The 24346-nt window shown below is 67.0% G+C and carries 20 protein-coding genes; 6 read left to right on the forward strand and 14 right to left on the reverse strand.

Translation table 11 applies throughout. The annotated features are described in order from the left end of the window. Positions 1-91 precede the first annotated feature (91 nt). The 4 genes from ACVOME_RS04710 to ACVOME_RS04725 all read left to right on the forward strand — a co-directional run bounded on the left by ACVOME_RS04710 (position 92) and on the right by ACVOME_RS04725 (position 4773). Entirely contained in the window at positions 92-2101 is a 2010-nt protein-coding gene (locus ACVOME_RS04710) for an esterase/lipase family protein (protein WP_340044821.1), read from the forward strand. Between the two features lie 125 nt (positions 2102-2226). Then, complete coding sequence (gene hchA, locus ACVOME_RS04715; RefSeq protein WP_111185670.1) at positions 2227-3099, forward strand: glyoxalase III HchA; 873 nt, start codon at positions 2227-2229, stop codon at positions 3097-3099. Between the two features lie 5 nt (positions 3100-3104). Further along, on the forward strand, positions 3105-3809 hold the full coding sequence (locus ACVOME_RS04720) for a PA1136 family autoinducer-binding transcriptional regulator (RefSeq protein ID WP_111185466.1): 705 nt from the start codon (positions 3105-3107) through the stop codon (positions 3807-3809). A gap of 109 nt (positions 3810-3918) precedes the next feature. Then, positions 3919-4773 carry an endonuclease/exonuclease/phosphatase family protein gene (locus ACVOME_RS04725; protein ID WP_322523305.1) on the forward strand — a complete coding sequence of 285 codons (855 nt, stop codon included), beginning with the start codon at positions 3919-3921 and terminating at the stop codon, positions 4771-4773. 18 nt (positions 4774-4791) lie between these two features. Here ACVOME_RS04725 and ACVOME_RS04730 read toward each other — a convergent pair whose 3' ends face one another. The 7 genes from ACVOME_RS04730 to ACVOME_RS04760 form a co-directional block, all read right to left on the reverse strand. Continuing rightward, positions 4792-5055, reverse strand: a complete 264-nt coding sequence (locus tag ACVOME_RS04730) for a hypothetical protein (RefSeq protein ID WP_053517461.1) — start codon at positions 5053-5055, stop codon at positions 4792-4794. A 341-nt stretch (positions 5056-5396) separates the two neighbouring features. After that, complete coding sequence (locus tag ACVOME_RS04735; protein ID WP_065174973.1) at positions 5397-6818, reverse strand: efflux transporter outer membrane subunit; 1422 nt, start codon at positions 6816-6818, stop codon at positions 5397-5399. Then, positions 6812-7549, reverse strand: coding sequence for an SDR family oxidoreductase (locus ACVOME_RS04740; RefSeq protein ID WP_193395511.1), 738 nt, complete (start codon positions 7547-7549; stop codon positions 6812-6814). Before ACVOME_RS04740 ends, ACVOME_RS04735 begins: the two co-directional genes overlap by 7 nt. Before the next feature lie 64 nt (positions 7550-7613). After that, positions 7614-10784 (reverse strand): efflux RND transporter permease subunit, encoded by a 3171-nt coding sequence (locus ACVOME_RS04745; protein ID WP_053517457.1) that lies wholly within the window; start codon positions 10782-10784, stop codon positions 7614-7616. Positions 10785-10911: 127 nt separating this feature from the next. Then, positions 10912-12135: an efflux RND transporter periplasmic adaptor subunit gene (locus tag ACVOME_RS04750; protein WP_065181297.1), complete on the reverse strand. Its 1224-nt coding sequence runs from the start codon at positions 12133-12135 to the stop codon at positions 10912-10914. A gap of 89 nt (positions 12136-12224) precedes the next feature. Further along, on the reverse strand, positions 12225-12995 hold the full coding sequence (locus ACVOME_RS04755; RefSeq protein WP_053517454.1) for an SDR family NAD(P)-dependent oxidoreductase: 771 nt from the start codon (positions 12993-12995) through the stop codon (positions 12225-12227). Further along, on the reverse strand, positions 12992-13219 hold the full coding sequence (locus tag ACVOME_RS04760; RefSeq protein ID WP_053517540.1) for a hypothetical protein: 228 nt from the start codon (positions 13217-13219) through the stop codon (positions 12992-12994). Before ACVOME_RS04760 ends, ACVOME_RS04755 begins: the two co-directional genes overlap by 4 nt. A 147-nt stretch (positions 13220-13366) precedes the next feature. Here ACVOME_RS04760 and ACVOME_RS04765 point away from each other — a divergent pair, with 147 nt between their 5' ends. Beyond that, positions 13367-14398 (forward strand): LysR family transcriptional regulator, encoded by a 1032-nt coding sequence (locus tag ACVOME_RS04765; protein WP_065174970.1) that lies wholly within the window; start codon positions 13367-13369, stop codon positions 14396-14398. Between the two features lie 18 nt (positions 14399-14416). On the opposite strand, the gene ACVOME_RS04770 is transcribed toward ACVOME_RS04765, so the two are convergent. Continuing rightward, positions 14417-15313 carry a LysR family transcriptional regulator gene (locus ACVOME_RS04770; RefSeq protein ID WP_481504795.1) on the reverse strand — a complete coding sequence of 299 codons (897 nt, stop codon included), beginning with the start codon at positions 15311-15313 and terminating at the stop codon, positions 14417-14419. 122 nt (positions 15314-15435) lie between these two features. Between ACVOME_RS04770 and ACVOME_RS04775 the strand changes: the two genes are divergently transcribed. After that, positions 15436-16161, forward strand: coding sequence for an SDR family oxidoreductase (locus ACVOME_RS04775; RefSeq protein ID WP_111185460.1), 726 nt, complete (start codon positions 15436-15438; stop codon positions 16159-16161). A 112-nt stretch (positions 16162-16273) separates the two neighbouring features. On the opposite strand, the gene ACVOME_RS04780 is transcribed toward ACVOME_RS04775, so the two are convergent. The 6 genes from ACVOME_RS04780 to ACVOME_RS04805 all read right to left on the reverse strand — a co-directional run bounded on the left by ACVOME_RS04780 (position 16274) and on the right by ACVOME_RS04805 (position 24229). Continuing rightward, positions 16274-16969 (reverse strand): YiaD family glycine zipper/OmpA-like lipoprotein, encoded by a 696-nt coding sequence (locus ACVOME_RS04780; protein ID WP_053517326.1) that lies wholly within the window; start codon positions 16967-16969, stop codon positions 16274-16276. A 141-nt stretch (positions 16970-17110) separates the two neighbouring features. Continuing rightward, positions 17111-18526, reverse strand: a complete 1416-nt coding sequence (locus tag ACVOME_RS04785; protein WP_481504796.1) for a cryptochrome/photolyase family protein — start codon at positions 18524-18526, stop codon at positions 17111-17113. 85 nt (positions 18527-18611) lie between these two features. Beyond that, positions 18612-19232, reverse strand: a complete 621-nt coding sequence (locus tag ACVOME_RS04790) for an inorganic diphosphatase (protein ID WP_053517323.1) — start codon at positions 19230-19232, stop codon at positions 18612-18614. Positions 19233-19242: 10 nt separating this feature from the next. Beyond that, positions 19243-20607, reverse strand: coding sequence for a purple acid phosphatase family protein (locus tag ACVOME_RS04795; RefSeq protein ID WP_481504797.1), 1365 nt, complete (start codon positions 20605-20607; stop codon positions 19243-19245). Continuing rightward, the gene (locus tag ACVOME_RS04800; RefSeq protein WP_193395516.1) at positions 20604-21716 is read right to left on the reverse strand and encodes an NHL repeat-containing protein; all 1113 of its coding nucleotides are present in this window, start codon (positions 21714-21716) and stop codon (positions 20604-20606) included. The genes ACVOME_RS04795 and ACVOME_RS04800 overlap by 4 nt, the downstream gene beginning before the upstream one ends. After that, positions 21716-24229 (reverse strand): TonB-dependent receptor, encoded by a 2514-nt coding sequence (locus ACVOME_RS04805; RefSeq protein WP_481504809.1) that lies wholly within the window; start codon positions 24227-24229, stop codon positions 21716-21718. The genes ACVOME_RS04800 and ACVOME_RS04805 overlap by 1 nt, the downstream gene beginning before the upstream one ends. Between the last annotated feature and the right edge of the window lie 117 nt (positions 24230-24346).

The following is a 24346-nucleotide window of genomic DNA, read 5'->3' on the forward strand; positions in this document are numbered from 1 at the left end:
ATTGACGACCGGCCGCTGAAGGAACCGGCGCACGCCGCTTCCGCCTTGACATGCCTCCCGCTAGAGTGGCGCGACCGCGCAGGAGGATCGTATGGCAACCACGGGAATGGGCATCGTCGGCCGCACGGCTCTCGTCTTCACCCTGCTGCTGGCGCTGAGCGGCTGCGCCACCCTGCGCCAGTTCGGGCCCTCGGTGCAGGTCGCCTCGGTTACCCCCGGCCAGTACATCGCGCTCAAGCGCGGTGACATCCTCACCACCGGCAAGCTCAGCTCGGCCACCCTGGAAACCCTGCGCGTGGCCGGTCTGGACGAGGGTGTCTGCGCCAGGCCCGGTCCGCCCTGCATCGATGCAATGGAGGCCAGCATCGTCGTGCGCGAGGAAGACAAGCGCTCGGCCCTGGCCGAACTCTGGCTGCAGTACGCATTGACTCTGCCCGCCCCCAAGCGCGAGTACTCCGCCGAAGGCCGCGCCAAGGCCGTGGTCACCGAACTGGACGCCGGCTTCCAGCCGCGTCTGGATGCGTGGATGCAGGTTGCGAGGCAGGCCTACGCCTATCTGTTCTTCACCGAGCGCACCGCCAACCAGCGGGGTTTCGAGGATCGCCAGACGCAGGTGCGGGACTACTACAACCTGGCCGTGCAGGAAGCCTCCGTGCAGCTGTTCGAGGCCTACGCCACTGGCCGGGTGCACAGCGACACCAGCCGCTTCCAGCTGGGACGATGGACCTTTGTGCTGGCGCCATCGGACGACGGCTCGCCATTGGACGAGCGTACGCCGAGGGAGCTGGTTCCCGCCGCAGCGCTCTCGTTCACCGGTACCCTGCGCAGCGTGCATCGCCGGGATGGCTTCGGCGCCGAGCTGGTGGCGGTGATGGATGATCCCGGCAGCGACGTGGACACGCCTGCTGCCGAGGCCAGCGCAGCTGCGCCGGTACAGCGCAGCTGGAGCGAAATGCCATCACCTTCGATGTCGGTGCTGCTGCGGTTCTCCGGCGACAACCTGTGGGAAGTGCTGCACGACGACGAGCCGGAGGTGGAGATCCACGATCCCTACCAGGTTTCGGAAGTCACCCTGCATGGCCAGCAGGTGCCACTGGCGGCCAACTTCACGGCAGGCTACGCGCTGTGGCTCGCACGCTCCAACTTCAGCCGGCAATCGCTGCGCTCGCTGTTCGGCAGCAAGGGCGGCATCGATACGCCGCATCTGTACATGATGCAGCCCTACGACCCGAAGCGCCGCGTGCTGTTGATGATCCACGGCCTGGCAAGCAGCCCGGAGGCATGGGTCAACGTCGCCAACGAGCTGATGCGCGACGATGAGATCCGCCGGGACTTCCAGGTGTGGCAGTTCTACTACCCGACCAATATGCCCATCGCGATGAGCCACGATGCGATCCGCCACATGCTGGCCGACGTGCTGCAGCACTTCGATCCCACTGGAAAGGCGGCGGCCTCGCATGACATGGTGCTGGTCGGGCACAGCATGGGCGGAGTGATCTCGCGGCTGATGGTGTCTTCGTCCGGCGACCATCTGGTCGAGACCCTGCTGGCAACCGCGCAGATGACGCCGGCACAGCGCGAGCTGCTGCGCACCCGCGGCGCGCCGGTGCTCACGTTCAAGCCGGAACCGGAGATCTCACGGGTGGTATTCATTGCCACGCCGCATCGCGGCACCGACGTCGCCGGTACCCGCCTCGGGCGCTGGATCGGCCGTCTGGTACGGCTGCCACTGACCGTGCTGGAGGACGTGGCGACGATCGCCAACGACGGCCACGTCGACCGCGACGACGGCAAGCACGGCTACCAGATGAACAGCATCCAGAATCTCGACAAGGATGACCCCTTCGTCAAGGCCGTCGCCGATCTGCCGATGTCTCCGAGCGTGCGCTACCACTCCATCATCGCGCGCGCCAAAGCCGATGGACCGCTGGAGCAGACCAGCGACGGACTGGTGCCGTACTGGAGTTCGCACCTGCCGGGCGCCGAATCGGAGAAGGTGATCGTGTCCGGTCACAGCGTGCAGGAAGCCACGCCCGCCATCGTCGAGCTCAGGCGCATCCTGCATGAAGACATGCAGGCACACGACCGGCGCGATGAGTAGCGCAGGCTGATCGCCGTTCCGTCACCAGCCGGGACGGCGGTTCAGCCGTTGCGGGAAATCCCTCATCGCACGTACGCACAGTGCCTCCTATGCTGGCCGCACCTCCCCGACAGCAGGCCAGCCACATGAACACCCAGGACCTCAGCCGCCAACCCCGTCCCGATCCGGCCGAGCGCGATGCCTTCTTTCCCTCGCCCTGGTCGCTCTCGCAGTTCACGTCACCCACCAGCAATCTGTCCGGCGCGGACTATGCCGACGCACGCCGGGATGGCCGCTGGAAGATACTGATGATCGGCGCCGATGAGCGCTACCTGCCGACCGCCAACGGCCACCTGTTCTCCACCGGCAATCACCCGGTCGAAACGCTGCTGCCGATGTATCACCTGGACAAGGCCGGCTTCGACTTCGATGTGGCAACCCTGTCCGGCAACGCCGTGAAGTTCGAATGGTGGGCCTTCCCCGGCGAGGACCGCGACATCGGCGGTCTGTACGAACGTTACCAGGCGCGGTTCCGCCAGCCGAAGGTGCTGGACGACATCGTGGCCTCGCTGGACGCGGCGTCGGACTATGCAGCCATCTTCATTCCGGGCGGGCATGGTGCACTGATCGGTCTGCCGGAGAGCCGCGCGGTCAGCAAGGCGCTGCACTGGGCGATGGCACAGCAGCGCTACATCATCACGCTCTGCCACGGCCCTGCAGCGCTGTTGGCTGCCGGGATCGATGAAGCGTGCGGTGATTCGCTGTTCCGTGGCTACCGCATCTGCGCCTTCCCCGATGCGATGGACCGGCAGACGCCGGACATCGGCTACATGCCCGGGCAACTGCCGTGGTTCTTCGGTGAAAAGCTCGCGCAGCAGGGCGTGCAGATCGTCAACGAGGGTATTGACGGCAGCGTGCTGCAGGATCGCCTGCTGCTGACAGGCGATAGTCCGTTGGCCGGCAATGCACTCGGCCAGTTGGCCGCACGCACCCTGCTGGACGCGCTGGCAGGTCGCTGAACACCGTGGCCGCGCTGGTGCCGATGCTGCTGGAACTGGAGCAGGCGCGTTCGATCGCCGAGATCGGCGCGCTGCTTCGCTCGATCGCCGCGCCCCTCGGCTACGATCGCGTGCTGGTGTTTGCGGCCGGCACCGGGCTCGAACGCGGCGCACACCGCGTGTACTGGATCGAGGGCGACTGGCTGGGCGAAGGGCGTGAGACCGATCTTGCCCGCTACCTGCATGCCTGCCCGGTCAACCGCCACGTGCTCGACAGCGATGCCCCGTTCTTCTGGAGCAAGCGCGACGGCGCAAGGGGGGCCCGCTACCAGGTGGTCAGGCAGCCCCGCGGCGACGGCCTGCATGGCCTGCAGGTACCCGTGTTCGGAACCACGGGGCTGGAAGGGGCGATCAGTTTCGCCGGAACGATCATCGACGCTTCCGCGCCTGCCCGGCTGCTGCTGGAGTCTGCCGGCACAGCAGCATTCCGCGCCGCCCGCCGGCTGGCCGAAGCACCGGCTGAACGCCCCCTGGGCGAACTGAGCACGCGGGAACGCGAGGTTCTGCGTTGGGTCGCAGCCGGCCGGCGCCAGGCGGAGATCGCCGCCACGCTGGGGTTGTCCGCGCGCACCGTGGAGAACCACCTGCGCCGCGCGCGCCAGCGCCTGGGCGTTGCGACGACGGCGCAGGCCGTGCGCGCGGCCGCGCGACGCGGCGAGATCGAAGACTGAGCGGGCCCCCGTGCAGCCGCCACGCCAATGACCCATCCCGGCATACCCTCCCCTGCCAATCCGTGCCATCCTTCATGGAATCGTTTACATGGAATGGAGGGATTCCACGATGCTGTCGCGTTTCCGTCGCCCTGCGCTGTGTGCGCTGCTGGCCTTCGCTCTTCCCGCCATCGCCTGGGCGGCGGCCCCTGCGCCGCTGAAGGTGATGTCCTTCAATGTCCGCACCCCGGCCGACACCGCGCCAGGCAAGCGCTGGCCGGATCGCCGCGATGCGATGGTCAAGGTCATCCTGGATGCCCGCCCGGCCGTCATCGGCACCCAGGAGCTGGTACAGGAACAGGCCGACTATCTCGCCGGCCACCTGCCCGGCTACGCGTGGTTCGGTGAAGGACGGCGCGGTGGCAGCGGCGATGAGCACATGGGCGTGTTCTACGACACGCGGGTGCTGGCCGTGGAGGAATCCGGCAACTTCTGGCTGTCCGATACACCGGAGATCGCCGGCAGCATCACCTGGGGCAACCTGTACCCGCGCATGGTGACCTGGGCCCTGTTCCGTCGCCTTGACGATGGCCGCCGCTTCTACTTCATGGACACCCACCTGCCCTATCGCGACGAAGACGAACCGCGCCGGGTCAAGGGAGCCGAGCTGATCGGCAGGCGGGTGGCGACGCTGCCGCCGGATCTGCCGGTGGTGCTGACGGGCGACTTCAACAGTGAACCCGGGGGCGGAACCTACGCGACGCTCACCCGCGTTCTGCAGGACGCACGCACCCAGGTGGCGTCTCCCCAGGGGCCGCGCCTGACCTTCCATGATTTCACCGGCAAGGCCACCACGCAGCTGGACTGGGTACTGGTGAGAGGCTTCCGTGCGCGCAGCTTCCTGACCGATGACCGTCGCATCGACGGCGTGCTGCCCTCGGATCACTTCCCGCTGGTGGTCGAGCTGGACTGGCCCCGGCCCTGAGTCGGGTTGCCGCCGCGTTCACCGCGGCGGCTGCCGCGCCAACAGGCGATACAGCGCCTGGTGCTGATCGCGCGCCTGGCAGATGCGAGCGCCGATGGCCAGCAGCACGGCCACGCCGATCAGGCCCAGGCCCAACATGGAGTCCGGCAGCCGCACGAAGCCGATGGCCGCGGCCAGCATCGCCAGCACCAGCAGAACGACCACCGCGACGGACAGTCCTGCACCGGGTGGTCCCGGATCGCCGAACAACATTCGTTGGGTATCCCGCTTGCCGTCCGTCATCGCCTGTCCTCTGATGGCCCGCCCCACTTGTTACACGGCAGAAGGCGCTTCCGGGAGAGTCAGAAGCGTCATGAATGTGACGGTGTCCACGGCTCACGCCGCGCTGCCCTGCCTGAGTTCGCAAAGTGTGGAGGACGGCATGGCAGGGCGGCAGGCGCCCGCCCATCGGTGGCCCTGACCGGCAACGGGGGGGGGGGGGGCCCGGGCCCCCCCCCCGGGGGGGGGGGGGCGGGCCGGGCGGGGGGACGGGGGGCCGGGCGGGGGGGGGGTGGCGACCCCCCCCCGGGGGGGCCCCCCCCCCGCCCGGCGCCGCGCCCCCCTGGGCCCCCCCCCCCGTCCGGTCAATTCACCTGTGCCACGCTCGGCGCCTGCGGGGACTGGCCCCAACCACCCAGCGCCTTGTATACGCCGACTACGCTGACGTTGACCTCCGCCTCGGCGGCCGCCAGTGCATCATCGGCGGCCAGCTGGGTGCGCTGCGCGTCGAGCAGGGTCAGGAAGTCTTCCGAGCCCTCGCGATAGCGGATCTGCGCCAGCGACTCGGCTCGTCGTGCGGCCTGCGCCTGCTCCACCACGATCGCCAGCCTTGCCTGCTGCTTGGAGTAGCGTGTCAGCGCGTTCTCGGTGTCTTCCAGTGCCAGCAGCACCGTCTGCTCGTACTGCGCGGCAACGCCCTCGGCCTCGGCCTTGCTGGCACGCAGACGTGCGCGCACGGTTCCGAAATCGAAGGCCGCCCAGCTCAACGACGGCGTCAGCGACCAGGCCTTGTTGCTGCCGTTGACCAGGCCATTGGCGTCGCCGCCGAGGAAGCCGACGAAACCGGAAAGCGACAACCGCGGGAACAGATCGGCCGTTGCCACCCCCACCCGTGCCGTGGCGGCTGCCAGCCGCCGCTCGGCCGCACGCACGTCGGCACGCTGGCGCAGCAGCTCGCGGGTATCGCCCAGCGGCAACGGCTTGGCGAACGCCGGCACCTCATGCGGCGCGAGCATGTCGGCCAGTACTTCCGGGCGCTGGCCCAGCAGCACCGCCAGGCGATTGCGGGACTGCGTCTCGGCCACTTCCAGCAGGGGAATATCGGCCTCGATCGCCTTCAGCCGGGCACGGCTGCTCTGCACATCCAGCTCGCTGCCGGCACCCAGTTCCCAGCGCGCCTCGGTCAGCTTCTGCGTATCACGCAGATTGACCAGTGTGTGCTGGGCCACGGCGATGCGCTTCTGCGTGCCGCGCAGCTCGAAGTAGTTGCGTGCCACTTCGGCGGCAACCAGTACCTGCGCATCGGCCAGGTTGGCCTGCTCGGCCCCCAGATCGGCGCGTGCAGCTTCGGCAGCACGGCGCTTGCGGCCGAACAGATCCAGCTCCCAGCCCGCATCGAAGCCGAGCTGGTAGCTTTCACTGAACACCCGCTGCCCACCCAGCTGCGGATCGGGTTGCTTGCGGCGATCGTAACTGCCGCCTGCGGTCACGTGCGGTGCCTGGTCGAAGCGGCTTTCGACGAACACCGCCCGCGCCTGGCTGACACGCGCCACGGCCACGCGCAGGTCAAGATTGCTCGACAGTGCGCCGTGCACCAGCTCTTCCAGCACCGGGTCATCGAACTGCGCCCACCAGCTGGCAACGGGCGATGTGGTGCTGAACACCGGCTGCTCCGCGCCCTGCAGGACGACAGGCTCCTGCTGGGGCGCCTTGTAATTGGGACCGACGGTGACACAGCCGGCCAGCACGAGGCTGGAAACGGCCACCGCCAGGGTGCGGATCACCATGGCAGCACCTCGCCCAGATAGGTGAAGCTGCCACTCGGGCCTTCAGGGCCGATCAGCGCCATCTGCACGCTGGAACGCGCACCTTCGGCGATCTCGATCTCGCCGTGGCCACCATTCATGTCGGTCTTGACGTAGCCCGGGTGCACGGTATTCACCTTGATCGGCGAGCTGCGGAGCTCGTGCGCCAGGGCCAGCGTCCAGCTGTTCACCGCCGCCTTGGAGGCGTTGTAGGCCGGAATCTTGAAGTCATAGATGACCGAACCCGGGTCGGCATGCAGGGTCTGCGAACCGAGGATGCTGGACACGTTGACGATGCGCCCGGCCTTGGCCTGCTTCAGCAGCGGCAGGAACGCCTGGGTCACCGCCACCAGTGCATACACATTGGTGTCGAAGGTGCGACGCCACGTATCCAGCGACTGCTCCGACGGTGCCTGTGCCGGGTTCTCGATCATGATGCCGGCGTTGTTGACCAGGATGTCCAGCCGGCCGTGACGCTGGCGCACCTGCTCGACCGCGTCGGCGATGCTCGCAGCATCGGTAACGTCCAGCTGCAGCGCTTCCACCGGCAGGCCTTCCGCCTGCAGCTTCAGTGCCTGCTCCACCGCCGTCTCACGCTTGCGGCCGGCCAGCAGCGTGTGCACGCCTTCCTTCGCCAGCTGGCGCACGGTCTCGGCACCGATGCCACGGGTAGCGCCGGTAACCAGCGCGATCTTGTTCTGATGGGTGTTCATGGATTCATGCCTTTGGAGGGAGAAGCCGCCGCCGATCATCGACCGGCGGCGACGGGGTTCCGTATCAGTGATGAATGGTGGGCTCGCCGTGCTGCACCAGCTGGCCACCGCCGTTGCGGGTGACGAACTTGCGCAGGGCGACGTAGAACACCGGGGTCAGGAACAGGCCGAACAGGGTGACGCCCAGCATGCCGGCGAACACCGTGATACCGGTCACCGAGCGCACCTCGGCACCCGCACCGTGCGAAAGCACCAGCGGCACGGTGCCGGCGATGAACGCGATGGAGGTCATCACGATCGGGCGCAGGCGCAGGCGGCAGGCTTCCAGCGCGGCCTCGACGATGCCCTTGCCGCCCATCTCCAGCTCACGGGCGAACTCGACGATCAGGATCGCGTTCTTGCATGCCAGGCCCATCAGCACCACCAGGCCCACCTGCACGAACACGTTGTTGTCGCCGCCGGTCAGCCATACGCCGAACAGAGCCGACAGCAGGGTCATCGGCACGATCAGGATCACCGCCAGCGGCAGCGACCAGCTCTCGTACAGCGCGGCCAGCACGAGGAAGGCCAGCATGATCGCCACGGGGAACACGATGAACGCGGCCTTGCCCTGGGTGGCCTGCTGGTAGCTCAGGTCGGTCCATTCGGTGGCCATGCCGACCGGCAGCACCTGCCCGGCGATCTCGGTCAACTTGTTCATCGCTTCCGCCGAGGACAGCAGGCGCGGGTCGGCCTCGCCGGCCAGGTCCGCTGCCGGATAGCCGTTGAAACGCAGCACCGGGTCCGGGCCGAACGTCTGCTTGATGGTCACCATCGAACCGATCGGCACCATCTCGCCGCGGTCGTTGCGGGTGCGCAGCTTGGCGATGTCCTCGACGCTCTCACGGAACGGGCCGTCCGCCTGGGCGATCACCTGCCAGGTGCGGCCGAACTGGTTGAAGTCGTTGACGTACGCCGAACCCAGGTAGGTCTGCAGCGTGTCGAACAGCTCGGTCAGCTGCACGCCCTGCGCCTTCGCTTTCACACGGTCCACTTCCGCATCCAGCTGCGGCACGTTGGCCTGGTAGCTGCTGATCGGGAAGGCCATGCCCGGAGTCTGTGCAACGGTCCCCTGCATCGCCTGCACGGCATTCTGCAGCGCGCCGTAGCCCAGGTTGCCGCGGTCCTCGATGAACATCTGGTAGCCATTGCCGTTGCCCAGGCCCAGGATCGGCGGCGGCATCATCGCGAACGCGAAGCCCTCCTGCAGGCCTGCGATCTTCTGGTTGATCTCGGCGTTGATCTCCGCCGCGGTCCGGCCATGACGCTCGTTGAACGGCTTGAGCGGAATGAACGCCACACCGGTGTTCGGGGTGTTGGTGAACTGCAGCGCGTTCAGGCCCGGGAACGAAATGGTATGCGCCACGCCGTCGGTTTCCTGGGCGATCTTGGCGACCTTGCGCAGCATTTCATCGGTACGTGCGATCGACGAACCTTCCGGCAGCTTCACGCCCGCGATCAGGTACAGCTTGTCCTGGGTCGGGATGAAGCCCGGCGGCACCAGCTTGAAGATCACACCGGTACCGACCAGCAGGATCGCGTAGACCACGAACACAGCGCCGCGGCGGCCAAGGATGCGCGCCACGCCGCGCTCGTACTTCTCCGAGCTGGACTTGAAGAAGCGGTTGAACGGGCGGAACACCCAGCCGAACAGGCGATCGATCAGACGGCTCGGGCCATCCTTCGGAGCGCCATGGGCCTTCAGCAGGCGGGCGGCCAGGGCCGGCGACAGGGTCAGCGAGTTGATCGCCGAGATCACCGTGGAAATGGCGATGGTGACAGCGAACTGCTTGTAGAACTGACCGGTGACGCCCGACAGGAACGCCATCGGCACGAACACCGCGCACAGCACCAGTGCGATCGCAACGATCGGGCCGGACACCTCACGCATGGCCTGGTGGGCGGCTGCGGTCGGCGACAGACCTTCTTCGATGTTGCGTTCAACGTTCTCCACCACCACGATCGCGTCGTCGACCACGATGCCGATCGCCAGCACCAGGCCGAACAGGCTCAGCGTGTTGATCGAGAAGCCCAGTACGTACAGCGCTGCGAAGGTACCGACCACCGACACCGGAACCGCGATCAGCGGAATGATCGACGCGCGCCAGGTCTGCAGGAACAGGATCACCACCAGCACCACCAGGGCGATCGCTTCAAGCAGGGTCGAGACCACCGCCTTGATCGAATCACGCACGAAGATGGTGGTGTCGTACACCGCTTCGTACTTCACGTCGGCGGGCATGGTCTTCTGCATCTCGTCCATCGTGGCGATGACCTTGTCGCGAATCTCCAGTGCATTCGCACCGGGCGACTGGAAGATGCCGATACCCACCGCATTCTTGCCGTCGAGCTGCGAGCGCAGGGTGTAGTCGCCAGCGCCCAGTTCCAGGCGGGCAACGTCGGACAGGCGCACGATCTCGCCGTCGACACCGCTCTTGAGCACGATGTCGCCGAACTCCTGCTCGCTGCGCAGGCGGCCCTGGGCATTGATCAGGGTCAGGAACTGGCTGTTCGGCAGCGGCTCGGCGCCGAGCTGACCCGCAGAGACCTGCACGTTCTGCTCACGCATGGCACGCACCACGTCGCTGGCCGTCAGGCCGCGCGAAGCAACCTTGTCCGGGTCCAGCCATGCGCGCATGGCGTAGTCACCACCACCGAAGATCTGCGCGTCGCCCACGCCGGGAATGCGTGCCAGCGCGTCCTTGACGTGCAGGCGGGCGTAGTTGCGCAGGTACAGGGTGTCGTACTTGCCATTGGGCGACGTCAGATGCACGACCATCAGGAAGGTGGGCGACTGCTTCTGCGTGGTCACGCCCTGCCGGCGTACGTCCTCGGGCAGGCGTGCCTGCGCCTGCGCCACACGGTTCTGCACCTTCACCGCCGCCGCGTCCGGATCAGTGCCCGGGCGGAAGGTGACGGTCATCTGCAGCACGCCGTCGGAACCGGCGACCGACTTGAGGTACATCATGCCCTCGACGCCGTTGATCGCCTCTTCAAGCGGCGTGGCGACGGTTTCGGCGATGACCTTGGGATTGGCGCCCGGATAGACCGTGCGCACGACCACCGACGGCGGCACCACTTCCGGGTACTCGCTGATCGGCAGGATCGGAATCGTGATCAGGCCTGCGGCGAAGATCACGATCGACAGTACCGCCGCGAAGATCGGCCTGTCGATGAAGAAACGGGAAAAGTCCATGGAGGAATTCCTGGGAAATGCCGCCGGCGGGCAACAGCCACCCTGCCCCTCGCCGATATGACGAAGGCAGGGAAGGCCGCCGCTGGCGCCGGCAGCTAAGCGGAAACTCGGATCAGGAGACGGCGGATCAGCGGTTCAGCGCAGCAGTGGCATCACGGCCTGGTGCGGCGGCCGCAGCCGGCTGCATCGCCACCGCCTTGGCCTGCACCGGCATGCCCGGCATGAAGACCTTCTGCACGCCATCGATGATGACCTTGTCGCCTGCGGACAGGCCCTGCTCGACGATGCGCAGGCCTTCCGCCGTGCGGCCAAGGCGGATGTCGCGACGCTGGGCCTTGCCATCCTTGTCGACCACGTACACGTACTTGCGGTCCTGGTCGGTCAGCACAGCCTTGTCGTCGATCAGCATCGCCTGGAACTGGCCACTGCCCAGCAGCTGCACACGGGCGAACAGCCCCGGGGTGAACTGCCGGTCGGCATTGTCCAGCAGCGCACGCACGCGGATGGTGCCGGTGCTGCGTGCAACCTGGTTGTCGAGGAAGTCGACCTTGCCCGCGTGCGGGTAGCCTTCTTCACCCGACAGGCCAACCTTCACCGGCAGGTCGCTGTCGCGCTCGCTCGGGCGCTCGCCCTTGCGTGCCATCTGCGCGTAACGCAGGAAAGTGCTTTCGTCGGCATCGAAGTAGACGAACACGGTGTCCAGCGAGACCAGCGTGGTCAGCACGCTGGCGCTGTCGCCGGCGGTGACCAGGTTGCCCGCGGTGACCATCGCGCGGCCGGCACGGCCGTCGATCGGCGCACGCACCTTGGTGAACTCCAGGTTGAGCCGGGCAGCATCCAGTGCCGCCTGCGCGGCCTGCACGGCTGCGCCGGACTGGTCTGCCGCAGCGCGACGCTGCTCGGCGGTCTCGGTGGAGATCGCCTGCTGCTCGGCCAGGCGCTTGGCCCGCTCCGATTCACTTCGGGCCAGGGTTGCCTGGGTGCGGGCGCGGGCCAGTTCAGCGGCGGCGCGATCGTACTCGGCCTGGTAGCTGCGCGCGTCGATGGTGAAGAGCACATCGCCCTTCTTCACTTCCTGGCCTTCGACGTAGTTGACCTTGTCGATGTAGCCGGACACGCGTGGACGCAGTTCAACGCTCTGCACCGCCTCGATGCGGCCGCTGAACTCGTCCCATTGGCTGATCTGCTTGACCAGCACCGGGGCTGCGCTGACCTGCGGCGGGGGCGGTGCACCGGCTTCTTCGGCATGGCCGCCACTGCAGGCAGCGAGCACCGCCGCGGCGAGGATCGACACGCCGACCATCGCAATGCGATGGCCGAAACGATGTGGGGTGGTTTTGGGGGAAGTCATGGCATGCATCCGTACGGAGGGGTGGTACAGCTAATGAGAATGGCTATCAGAAAGTGCGGCGTATGCTGCAACCTCAACCAAGGTCAAGGTCAAGCGACACCGACGGCGTCGCGCCACGGTGGTGGAACTTCCAGTCGCAGCAGGCCCCGCGGCAGTTCCGCATCGCTGCTGTCGCAGCGAACGATGGCGCGGTTGTCGCGGCAGCCATCAAGCAGCGACACCACGCGCCGGCCGACCAGCAGCGAGCTCGGCCACTCGATGCAGGCGTTGGCGGCGTTGGCCGGTGTACACACCGGGCTGCACACCTCCAGCATCTGCGCGCGGACACCGACCGCCTGTGCTTCCTGGTGCACCACCTGTGCGTACATGCGCAGGGCGGCGGTGGTGATCGAGGTCTCGCCGTAGCCGGCCCAGGGCTTGAGACCGGCAGGGCTGCCGATCATCACGTAGCGCCGCGCATGCACGTTGTCACGCAGCAGCGGCAGCAGGTGGCGTACCGCATGCACATGGGGCATCAGGTCGGCCTGCAGTGCGCCGAGTAGTTCGTCGCCCTTGCGGTCCATCACCCGGCCACGGTTGTAAGGACCGCCCATGGCCGCGATCACCGCTGCCAACGGCCGCGGGCGCTGCGCGACGCGCTCGGCCAGGACCTGCGCCGAACCGTCGTCTGCCAGTGAACCGAGCATGGTCTGCAGGCCGGGTTCATCGGCGAACTGCGCTTCCAGCGACGCCAGCCGTCCTGGATCGCGGCCGACCACCAGCACCGGGCTGCCGGCTTCCAGCAGCGCACCGACCACGCCCTGGCCGACCGCACCGGTTCCGCCGAGGACCAGGACTTCGGGCATCAGAATCCCATTCACGGGACATTTCCTCCCAAATCCGGGATAGTCCCGATTCGGCGCAGTCGATCGCTCTTCTGCGGCGCCAAGCGGATGGCACCGCCACGCTGCTGCCGCATGGGCGCGGTAAACTCACGGAAATCCTTGTGCACCAAGGAACTCGGGCGGATCTCAACGGTCATCGCCAGATCCAGGGCGTTCTGGCCGGCATGCCGGAAACGGGCAAGAATGTTGCGCAGGCTCATGGCGGGGGGACTCCATTTCACGAATGGCGCCACGATAGACCTCAAACCTTTACTTGATTAGTCCTGATTAAGGGGAATAATCATCCCGTTCCCGGTCCAATCGATCTGTCACGATTGTCCCACCCCCGACGTCCAGGACTCCCGACCATGTCCCACGATCTCAATGAAACGCTGATCTTCGTCAAAGTGGTCGAGCAGGGCAGCTTCATCGCAGCTGCCAAAGCGCTCGGCCTGCCCAAGACCACTGTCAGCCGCAAGGTGCAGGAGCTGGAGACACGGCTGGGCGCGCGCCTGCTGCACCGGACCACGCGCCGTCTTGGCCTGACCGAGGCGGGCTCGATCTACCACGAGCACTGCCAGCGCATCGCGCGCGAGCTGGAAGAAGCCGAGAGCGCGGTCAGCCAGTTGCAGTCCGGCCCACGCGGCTGGCTGCGTTTCACTGTGCCCTACTCCATCGGCATCACCTGGATCGCGCCGTTGCTGGGCCAGTTCCATGCGCAGTACCCGGAAATCCGCCTGGACATGCACATGGGCAACGAGAAGCTCGACCTGATCGCCGGTGAAGCCGATCTGGCCCTGCGCGTCGGCGCCCTGCCCGATTCCAACCTGGTCGCACGCAAGCTCGGCAGCCTGCGCACGCAGGTGTTCGCCAGCCCAGCCTACATCGAGCGCTACGGCGAACCACTGCACCCGGAAGAGCTTCAGTTCCATCGCATCCTGGCCATGCGCAAGCCCTACCACACTGGCAATTCACCGCGCTTTACCTGGCAGCTGGGCGAGAACGGAGGGGAACTGCGTGACTTCCCGGTGACGCCGCTGATGACGGCCAACGACATGTCCGCGCTCAACGGCGCGCTGGTGTGCGGTGAAGGCCTGCTGCTGACCGGCGATGTGATGGCCAAGCCGTTCGTCGAGTCAGGCATGGTCCGTCGCGTGCTTGCCGGGTGGACAGGTCCGGAGGTGGATTTCAACGCGGTCTTTGCCGGCGGCCGCCTGGTCTCGCCGAAGGTGCGCGCATTCGTCGACTTCCTGGTGGAGAAGCTCAACTTCGACGCCAATTACATGCTGGCGCAGTGCCCTGGCGCGAAGCTGGCGCGGCAGCAGCAGGAGCAGGAAGATGCCGCGCTTGAGATCAGCGGCAAGCGGATCCTGGAGAAGGTGGCCGCGCCGGCGGCGTGAAGCGGGGCCTGCCCGGCGTCATGCGGTGCGCTGTTCCAGCAGATGCTCGATCAGTGCCCGCAGCTTCGGCTCGGCCTGGCGCCGGCTGGGGTAATACAGGAAGAACCCTGCGAACCACGGGCAGTAGGGCTCCAGCACGCTGACCAGTTCCCCACGCTGCAGCCACGGGCGCCATGTGTCCTCCATGCCGAAGGCCAGCCCGGCGCCCGCCAATGCCAGGCGGGTCATCGTGGCCATGTCATTGCTGGTGATCTCCGGCTGCACATCGACGCTGAACTCGCGTCCGCGCTCTTCGAATTCCCAGCGATAGGGCGCCTTGCGTGGTGCGGCGCGCCAGCCGATGCAACGGTGCCCGGGCAGCTCGCGCGGGTGCCTGGGCATGCCGTGCTGCTGCCCATACCGCGGAGTGCACACCACCACCTGCCGCTGCCGGCCGGACACCGGAATCGCCACCATGTCCTGGGCGATCACCTCGCCCAGACGCACGCCCGCGTCGAAACCCGCCTCGACAATGTCGAACTCCTCATCGGTCACCGTGATGTCCAGCTGCAGCTCCGGGTGCCGGGCGGCGAAGCTGGCCAGCAGGGGACCGGCCAGGAAATGCTCGGCAATGGAGGACACGGCCAAGCGCAGCTGGCCCTTGAGGGTGCTGCCGCGACGTAGCGTGGACTCCACGGCGCTGTCCAGTTCAGCCAGGGCGGGTCTGACCGCCGCAAGCAGCGCCTGGCCGGCATCGGTGAGGTTGACGCTGCGGGTGGTGCGCAGCACCAGAGCGACACCGAGCGACTGTTCCAACCGGGCGATGGTCTGGCTGACGGCCGACCGGGTCACGCCCAGTTGCTGGGCCGCCGCGGTGAAGCTACTGCAGTCGGCTACCCGCTGGAACACCGCGAGGGCATTGAGATCGACGGACATTGGTTAGCGGATCTATACAAGGTAGTCAGCAGTCGCCATCTTATCGCGACGAAGCAGGCCGTCTACCGTGACTGCACCGGGCACGACCCGGCATTTCCCCCTAGCCCTTCCGGAGACCTGCCATGAGCCATTCCCGAACCATCCTGATCACCGGTGCCTCCAGCGGCATCGGCGCCGGCATCGCCCGCTCGCTGGCGCAGCCCGGCGCGCGCCTGGTGCTGGGCGCGCGCCGCCTCGAACGGTTGCAGGCACTGGCGGATGAACTGCGCCAGCACGGCGCCGACGTACGCGTGCATGCGCTGGACGTGACACAGCGCGCGCAGGTCGAAGCGTTCGCCGCTTCGGCCCTGGAGCAGTTCGGCGCCCTCGATGTGATCGTCAACAATGCCGGTGTGATGCCACTGTCGCCGATGGCATCGCTGAAGGTGGACGAATGGGACCGGATGATCGACGTCAACATCCGCGGTGTACTGCACGGGATCGCGGCCGTGTTGCCCCATATGCGCGCACGCGGCCGCGGACAGATCATCAACATCGCGTCCATCGGCGCGCTGTCGGTCGTACCGACCGCTGCGGTCTACTGCGCCACCAAGCACGCGGTACGCGCCATCTCGGAGGGCCTGCGCCAGGAACACCGCGAGCTGCGGGTCACCTGCATCCACCCCGGCGTGGTGGAAAGCGAGCTTGCGGACAGCATCACCGACCCGGTCGCCGCCGAAATGATGGTCGGCTATCGCGCCATCGCCCTGCAGCCGGATGCGATCGGGCGCGCGGTGCGGTTCGCCATCGAGCAGCCCGACGACGTGGACGTGAACGAGATCGTGGTGCGGCCGACGGCCGCGGCATGACCCGGCCGCCGTTCCTGCGCTAGGCGCCGCGCATCTCGCCCAACGAAAATGCCGCCTGCAAGGGCGGCATTCCCGTTCCGGCTGCGCCGGACCTGCACGCACGCGCCGCGCGTTACTGCTGCAGCGGAATCACGCGGATTTCAACACGGCGGTTCTTGGCACGGCCGGCATCGGTGCTGTTGTCGGCAATCGGGTACGCCTTGCCGGCGCCCAGCGTTTCGATACGCACGCTCTGCACGCCCTGCCCGATCAGGTACTGGGCGACCGAATCGGCGCGCTCCTTGGAAAGGCGGTTGTTGACCGCATCGCTGCCGATGCTGTCGGTATGGCCGACCACTTCGATCATGGTCTGGTTGTAATCACGCAGGGTGCCGGCCACGCCGTTGAGCGCGCCGTAGAACTGCGGCTTCAGTGCCGACTTGCCGAAATCGAAGGTGATGCCGTCGGGCAGGTTCAGCATGATGTTGTCGCCCTGGCGCTGCACATCGATGCCGGTGTTGGCAGTGCGCTCGCGCAGCGCGCGTTCCTGGCGATCCTGGTACTGGCCCACGGCCGCGCCACTGAGCGCGCCGATGCCTGCACCGATCAGCGCGTGCTGGCGGCGCTCGGTCGCACTGTCGCCGCTGAGCAGGCCGGCGGCCACGCCAATGGCGGTACCGATCAGCGCGTTGCGACCCGTCCGGTTCTGCTGCTCGGTCGGGTTGCCGTACTGATCGCTCTGCACGTAGGAACCGCCGGTGGCGCAGGCCGACAGGACGGCCGCGCTCATCAGGGCCAGTGCGACATTGCGGGTGGTGTTGCGGATCATGATGGTCTCCTTGGTTTCCGGTCGGGCCGGCGGCTTGCGGGCCGCCCAGAGGATAAACAGCAGGACGCGATGCCGGGATGATGAACACGCCGCTCGACAGGCCCTTGTTCAGCTAGCTGTCTGGAACCCCGCGACGGCGCTTTACCCCGCTCCCGACTGGCGGTAGGCGGCCAGCGCTGCATCCCGGCCGGCGGCCAGATCCACCAGGGGGCTGCGCGGATACTCCGGCGCGTGCTCGGCCAGCCACTGCGGATGCTGCCACGGCGCGAAGCGCGCCTTCACCGGCAGCGCCGCCAGTTCCGGTACCCAGCGGGTGATGTAGCGCGCCTGAGGATCGAACTTTTCGGCCTGGGTGACCGGATTGAACACGCGGAAGTAAGGCGCTGCATCCGCACCGGTACCGGCCACCCACTGCCAGCCCATCGTGTTGTTGGCCAGGTCGGCATCGACCAGTGTGTCCCAGAACCAGCGTGCGCCATGCAGCCAGTGCGCGCGCAGGTGCTTGCACAGGTAGCTGGCGACGATCATCCGCACCCGGTTGTGCATGTAGCCGGTATGCCACAGCTCGCGCAGGCCGGCATCCACGATCGGTACGCCGGTGTTGCCGCGCTGCCAGTCATGCAGCTGGCCGGCGCTGGGCGTGGCCCACGGAAAGCGGTCGAAGCGCGGGTTGAGGTTGCCGGTGGGGGTCTCCGGAAAGTGATGCAGCAGGTGGTAGGCGAAGTCACGCCAGCCCAGTTGCCGCAGGTAGCCGTCGATGTCGGCGTCGGTACCGGCGCTGCGCAGCCCTTCCAGCGCATGGGCGATGCGCCAGGGCGCGATCTCGCCGAAGTGCAGGTGCGGTGACAGCCGCGAGGTACCGACCCGGTCCGGCAGGTCGCGCTGCGCGCGATAGCCTCGCAGCGCGCCGTCCTCGAACACCGAAAGCGCCTCCAGCGCGCCGGCCTCTCCCGGCTGCCAGTGCTCCCAGAAGCCGCCGTCCCAGCCGAGCGCCGGTGCCAGCCCGAGCGCCTGCAGCGACTCGCCTTCGACGGCATGCGCCGCCAGTGCCGCGGGCGCCGCCTGCAGCCCGGGCAGGCGCCAGTGACTGAGCACGTTGCGCCAGTAAGGGGTGAACACCTTGTACGGCTGCCCCTGCTGGGTGGCGATATCCCACGGCTCGAACAGCAGACTGCCGTTGCAGCTCTGCGCATCGATGCCCTGCTCGCGCAGCGTGCGCTTGATGGAGGCATCACGTGGCTGGGTGGCGGGCTCGTACTTGCGGTTCCAGTACACCGCCGTGGCACCGGTCCGTGCGATCAGTGCCTGCAACACCGGCAGGCTGTCGCCGATCTGCAGCACCAGGGAAGAACCGCGGCCACGCAGATCCGCATCCAGCGCGGCAAGCGAGCGATGACGCCACGCGTTGGATGCCGCTCCCGGGGCCCACTCGCCTTCTTCGTGCGGCGCGTGGATGTAAACCGGGACCACATCGTGCCCCGCATCCAGTGCGGCCTGCAGGGCCGGATTGTCCTGCAGCCGCAGGTCGCGACGGAACCAGACCAACGCTACCGACACGTGCACCGCCTTTGCTGTGGAAGGCGGCCATGGTAGCCAGCACAGGTGAAGACCGCGCAGGGGCGCAACGCCGTCCGCAGCCGGACTACTTCCGGGCGTCGAAACGCTGCATGGCTTCGCGGATCAGCGTACGCGCCTCGGCCGCGTTGCCCCAGCCCTGCAGCTGCACCGGGTTGCGTCCAGCTGGCAGATCCTTGTACACGCGGAAGAACGCCTCGATGCGCTGCCGCTCGATCTCCGGCAGATCGGCCAGATCGCGGACGCCTGCATAGCTCGGATCAACCTTGTCGGTCGGCACGCCGATGACCTTCTCGTCATGTTCGCCGCCATCGATCATCTTCAGATAGCCGATCGGGCGGAAGCGGATGATCACGCCGGGGTGCAGGGGCTCACGGGTCAGCACCAGCGCGTCCAGCGGATCGTTGTCACCCGCCAGCGTGCGCGGCATCGAACCATAGTTGGCCGGATAGGCCACCGGCATCGACTGGAAGCGGTCGACGTGGACCAGCCCGTCGTCCTTGATCTCATACTTGGTGAAGCTGCCAGCGGGAATTTCCACGGCCAGGTTCACCTCCTGCGGTGCCTGCTGCGGCTGGGCCGCCAGGAACGGATGCAGCACCGCATCAGCGGCGGCCACCGCACCGGCCAGCAACAGCAGAGCGGCACCGATGGCAGCAAGAGGAACGATGCGTCGGGGCATGGTCATCGGCGTCTCCTTATTCCCAGCAACGGTCGGCGCGACCCTTGGCAGTCTGCGCGCGCGGGCAGTCGCGTGGCGTGATGCGGCCTTCGGTCAGCTCCGTGCGCTGCTTGCCCCCGCTGGCGTCGCGGTGCAGCTCGAAAGCATCGTACAGCTGCCCGGTCACCGTGCGCGCCTCATAGCGCAGATGCTGCGGATCGATGCGCAACACCTGGAACAGCTGGGTGTCCTCGGCCACCGGGGCCATCGTCCTTCGGGCTTCATCGGAAAGACGGTACTGCTTCGGTCCCGCCACGGTCACCACATACTGTGGTGTGGCGGCCTGTCCTTCGCCACGGCGGCCATAGGTGTGGTCGTGCCCCTGCAGCACCAGATCCACCTGGTGACGACGCACCACCGGCAGCAGCACGTCACGCAATGCGGCGTTCTCGCGGCCTTCGCGCGGCGAGTAGAACGGCTGGTGCAGCATTACGATGGTCCACGGCTGCGGATTGCCGGACAGCACCTTGTCCAGCCAGTGTGCCTGGGCCTGGGCGGTGCCGAGATCGAGTGCCGAGGTTCCATCAAGCACGGCCACGCGCACGCCCTGCGCATCGAACCAGTAGCTGGTCTGCTGCGCGGCAGGGGCGCCATTGTCCGGCAGTGCGAAGGTCACCGGCCAGTGCCGGCCCAGCACACGGCGTTCCTGCGGAGTGTCCTCGAACTCCTCGAAATACTCGTGATTGCCGATGGCAGGCGCCACCAGTGTTTCCTGCGCCAGCCAGGCGGTGGCAGCGAACCATTCGCCCCATTCACTGTCGTCCACACCGTCGCCGCCGCTGACCAGGTCACCCGCGAACAGGCTCAGGCGAGCGTCCGGTGCCGCCTTCTGCGCGGCCCGGATCACTCGGCTGACGTGACTGAGATTCTTGTTCTGGGTATCGCCGAAGTACAGCAGCGTCAGCGGCTGCCCGGCGGCCGCCAGCGTGCGCAGCTGGTTCCATGCACTCCAGCCTGCCCTGCCCTGCACACGGTAGATGTATGCGGTATCCGGCTGCAGGCCATCGATGTCAACGCGGTGATGGTGCGACAGGCCGTTCTCGGTCTGCAGCGCCTGCGTGGTCGCGCGCAGCGCGCGAATGCCTTCGATGGCCGGCGAATCGCCGGCACGCGCGATCTCCAGCAGTGGCGCCTGTACGCTGCCATCCGTACGCCAGGCTACGGCGAATCCGTGGCTGGGGTCGGCCGAGGGCGAGGCAACGATACGATCCGGCAGTGGCGATGCCGCATAGTGGCGGCTGCCCGCAGGCACCTGCGTGTTGGGTTCGACCGCCGCGGTGACCAGCAGAGGCAGGGCCAGCAGCAGGCTGGCGACGAACGCGCGCGTGCTGTGCCGCCTCATGCGCCACACTCCAGCGGCAGCGCCAGCTGCCTGGCAATGCTTTCCCAGTCAAAGGCGACCACGCCCTGATCGTCATGCACCGCGTACAGCGCACCGTGCGGGAACCGCGTGCTGGGCTGCTGCATCAGCCAGATGCCATCGGTGTTGGCCACGGTATTGCCCTGGAAGGCACCGACCGGCTTCAGCGTGTGCCGATCGAAAAGATGGAACACGCTGCGCTGCTTGCCCTGCTCGGTGGTGATCCACCAGCCGTCCTTGCCGCAGGTCCGCAGGGTCACCCCTTCGGCCTGCGCCTTGAACACGTCACGGCCGAAGGTGGTGCCGGTGAAGCGGCCTGCCAGCGTATAGACCTTGAACTCGCTGGCGTAGCTCTCATCCTCTTCGGCAATCAGCAGACGGTCGTTGTCCGGATCGCCCCAGATCGATTCGACCACGCGCAGCGCACCGGCCTCACTGGTGTCGCCGATGTCGGCGATGCGCTTCGCGTCGATCTTCGCGCCGTCGCGGGAAACGTGGTACTGGCGCACGCGCTTGTCCAGTTCCGCCAGCGGCGGCAGGATGTCGCGGCCCTGTGCGTCCTCGCCGTTGTCCCAAGAGTCCGTGACGTAGACGCTGTAGCCGTCCGCCCTGCGATCGACCCACAGCCCGTAGGGTTTGCGCAGATCTTCGGCAGCGAACGTCGCCAGTGGTATGAAGTCCGGCAGGGACAGGACCTGGACCCGGTGATTGTCGCGTTCCACGATCCACAGCAGGTCGTCGGTCACGGCGATGCCATTGGGGCGATCGAACTGTCCCAGGCCGGTACCGGTGGCACCGACGTCGCGCAGGTGACGGCCGGTGCTGCCGTCATACACCACCAGTTTGTCGGTGGCCTTGGCGGTGGCGATCAGCCAGATCTGCCCGTCCGGCGTGCGCCAGGTTGCGGGCGAATCGATGTTGTCGGCGGGCGTGAGTGGCGAGACGAACGCCTCGGCAACGGTGGCCACCGTGCGCGCCGGAGGCGTCGGCGACGCCGCATGTGCCGCCGGCGCGCGGTCGGCCGCTGGCGTGCAGCCCACGACCAGCGCGGATGCGATTGCTGCCACGAGCACCGGAACGTGCCGCCCCATCACAGCGCCACCTTCAGGCCCAACGCATAGGTGCGGCCGTATTCTTCCATCTGCAGCGTGCGCGAGCGCGTGCCCTGGTACAGCTCCAACGGCTTGTCCAGCAGGTTCTGCGCCTCGAAGTACAGGCTGACGCGCGGGCTGAAGCGATAATCCAGCGAGAAGTCGAGCTGCGTGTTGGGTGCCACGTAGATGTCGAATGCACGGCCCTTGCCGATGCTGTCCAGATATTCGCTGCGGTACACCGCAGCCAGGCGGGTGCTCAGGCCATATTTCTCGTAGCCGACGTGCGCGCTGTACACGTGCTTGGAGGCACGCGGCAGCGTGAAGTCCTCGCCGGCGCGGTCCGCGATGCCGGCATCGAATTCGGTATCCAGCCAGGTGCCGCTGGCCCCGACCAGAAGACCGTCGAAGCCTGCCGGCAGGAAGGCCAGCTGCTGCTGCCAGTTGAACTCGGCGCCGCGTACCGTGGCCTTGCGGCCATTGATCGGCTGGGTCACGTCGAAGCCGTCGTAGTCCGGATCATTGGTACGCACGGTTTCCACGATATAGCCGTCGATGGACTTGTGGAACAGCCCAAGCGAAACGATGCCGGTGCTGCCGATGTACTTTTCCACCGACAGGTCGATGTTCTTCGACTCGTACGGATCCAGCTCGGGATTGCCCAGCCGCACTTCCTCGTCGCCGCGGCTGTAGCCCACACGGGGCGAAACGTCGCCGAAGGACGGGCGCGAGACGGTCTTGTTGGCCGAGGCGCGCAGCACCCAGTCATGGGCTGCGTCGTAGCGCAGATGCAGGCCCGGCAGCACATTGGTGTAGCTGTTGTTGGCCACGCGCGGGGTGACGGTGAAGCTGCGCCCGTTGGCCGCCACCTCGACCTGGTTGCCCACCGCCCTGAAACGGGTGTTCTCCACGCGTGCGCCGCCGATGATGCGCAGCGCGCCGATATCCCAGGTCCCCATCGCATAGCTGGCGAAGATGTCTTCGCTGGCCACATAGTCCTCTTCCAGTGAGGCCAGGGCATTGGCGCCGGCATCCTGCGGCCGGGCGCTGTACTGGCTGCCATTGGCCGCCCAGTACGCCCGCATCGCCGCCGAATCCATGCCATCGCCCAGGTTGCCATGGCGATGCTCGGGGGCCGACGTGGTCCAGCTCGACAGTGCCACCTTCGGGCCCACCCGCAGCTCACGCTCGTCGGTATTGACATCGCGGTCGCGCCAGCGGCCCAGCAGGCCGAACTTCAGGCTGCTGCTGTCGCCGTCGAAGCGTACGTTGACCTGCGCGCTGTGCTCCTTGTCGTTGACCTGCTTGGGCGAAAGCACGAAGCGGTCGAAGGCGTAGTTGCCGTTGTCCAGCCACTGCGGGTTGTCGAAACTGTAGGTCGGCAGCCGGCTGCGCTGGTCCAGGGTGCCGTTGAAGTCATCACCATCCAGTGTGAACCGCGCCTCCATCTCGTCGTTCACCCGCTCCTCGGTGCGGGTGTAGCCGATACGGTAATCGACCACCGCGCGGGTCAGCCGGTTCTCGCCACCGAGGCTGGCTGCGAAGGTGTTCTCCTTCTTGGTGCGGTAACGCATGCGCTTGTCGATCGCATCGCCCGGCATGTCATCCAGCCGGTACTGGTCGGTGCCGGTGCGCACCATGTCGGCATCGTCGAAATTGAAGATCACCCGCTGGCGGGTCTCGGCATCGTCGAACTGGCTGTACAACGTGCGCAGGTAGTACTTGCTGTCTTCATTCGGGCGCCAGTCCAGGTTGAGGTTGGCGCCGATGCGCTTGCGCTCGATCTCGTACTTGCGGTGCTGCAGGTTGATCGCGGTGACATCCCCCGGTGCAGCATCATCCTCGCCGTCGTACTCCACTTCGGTGTTGTCCGATTCAAACCTGCGCTTCTGGTAGTTCACGCCCAGCGCGATGCCGAACGTATCGGCGAACACTTCGCTGTAGTTGAAGGCGGCCTTCGGGCTGGTTTCGCCCGAGAGCTGCTGGTGGCTGCCTTCGATCTTGGCGCGCAAGCTGCGCCCGTCGCGATCGAATGCCGAGGCCGATTCGACCAGGACCGCACCGCCGATCGCGTCGCCGGGCATGTCCGGCGTTGGCGACTTGACCACGCGCAGCCGCTCGGTGGAGTCGGAGGGAATGACATCCAGCGGTGCAGCGCGGCTGGAGTCCTCCGGCGTACCCACGGCGATTCCATCGACGCTGACGCTGTTGAGGTTGGCGTCCAGGCCCCGGATGACCACGAAACGGCCTTCGCCCTGGTCGCGGGTGACGCTGATGCCGGGTAGACGCTGCAGCGATTCGGCCACGTTCTTGTCCGGATACTGGCCAAGGGCGTCGGAAGACACGGCGTCTTCGATCGCGTCGCTGCTGCGCTTCAGATCGACCGCGCGGATCTGCGATTCGAGCTGCGCACGCACCTCGACGCGGTCCAGGTCGATCGCATCGACCGCCGCTGCCCCCGTGGCGGCGACCGTCTGCTGCGCGGCGGCCTGCAGCGGAGCGCTGGCCCCCATCGCCAGGGTCAGCGTGATGGCAACGGCCAACGGAGTCTTGATATGCACTGGGAATCCCCATTCCTGTTAAGAATGGGTCTGGACGGTATGTCCGCAAGGTTGCATGGCCATGACAGA

It is taken from the genome of Stenotrophomonas sp. STEN008 (genome assembly GCF_056760435.1).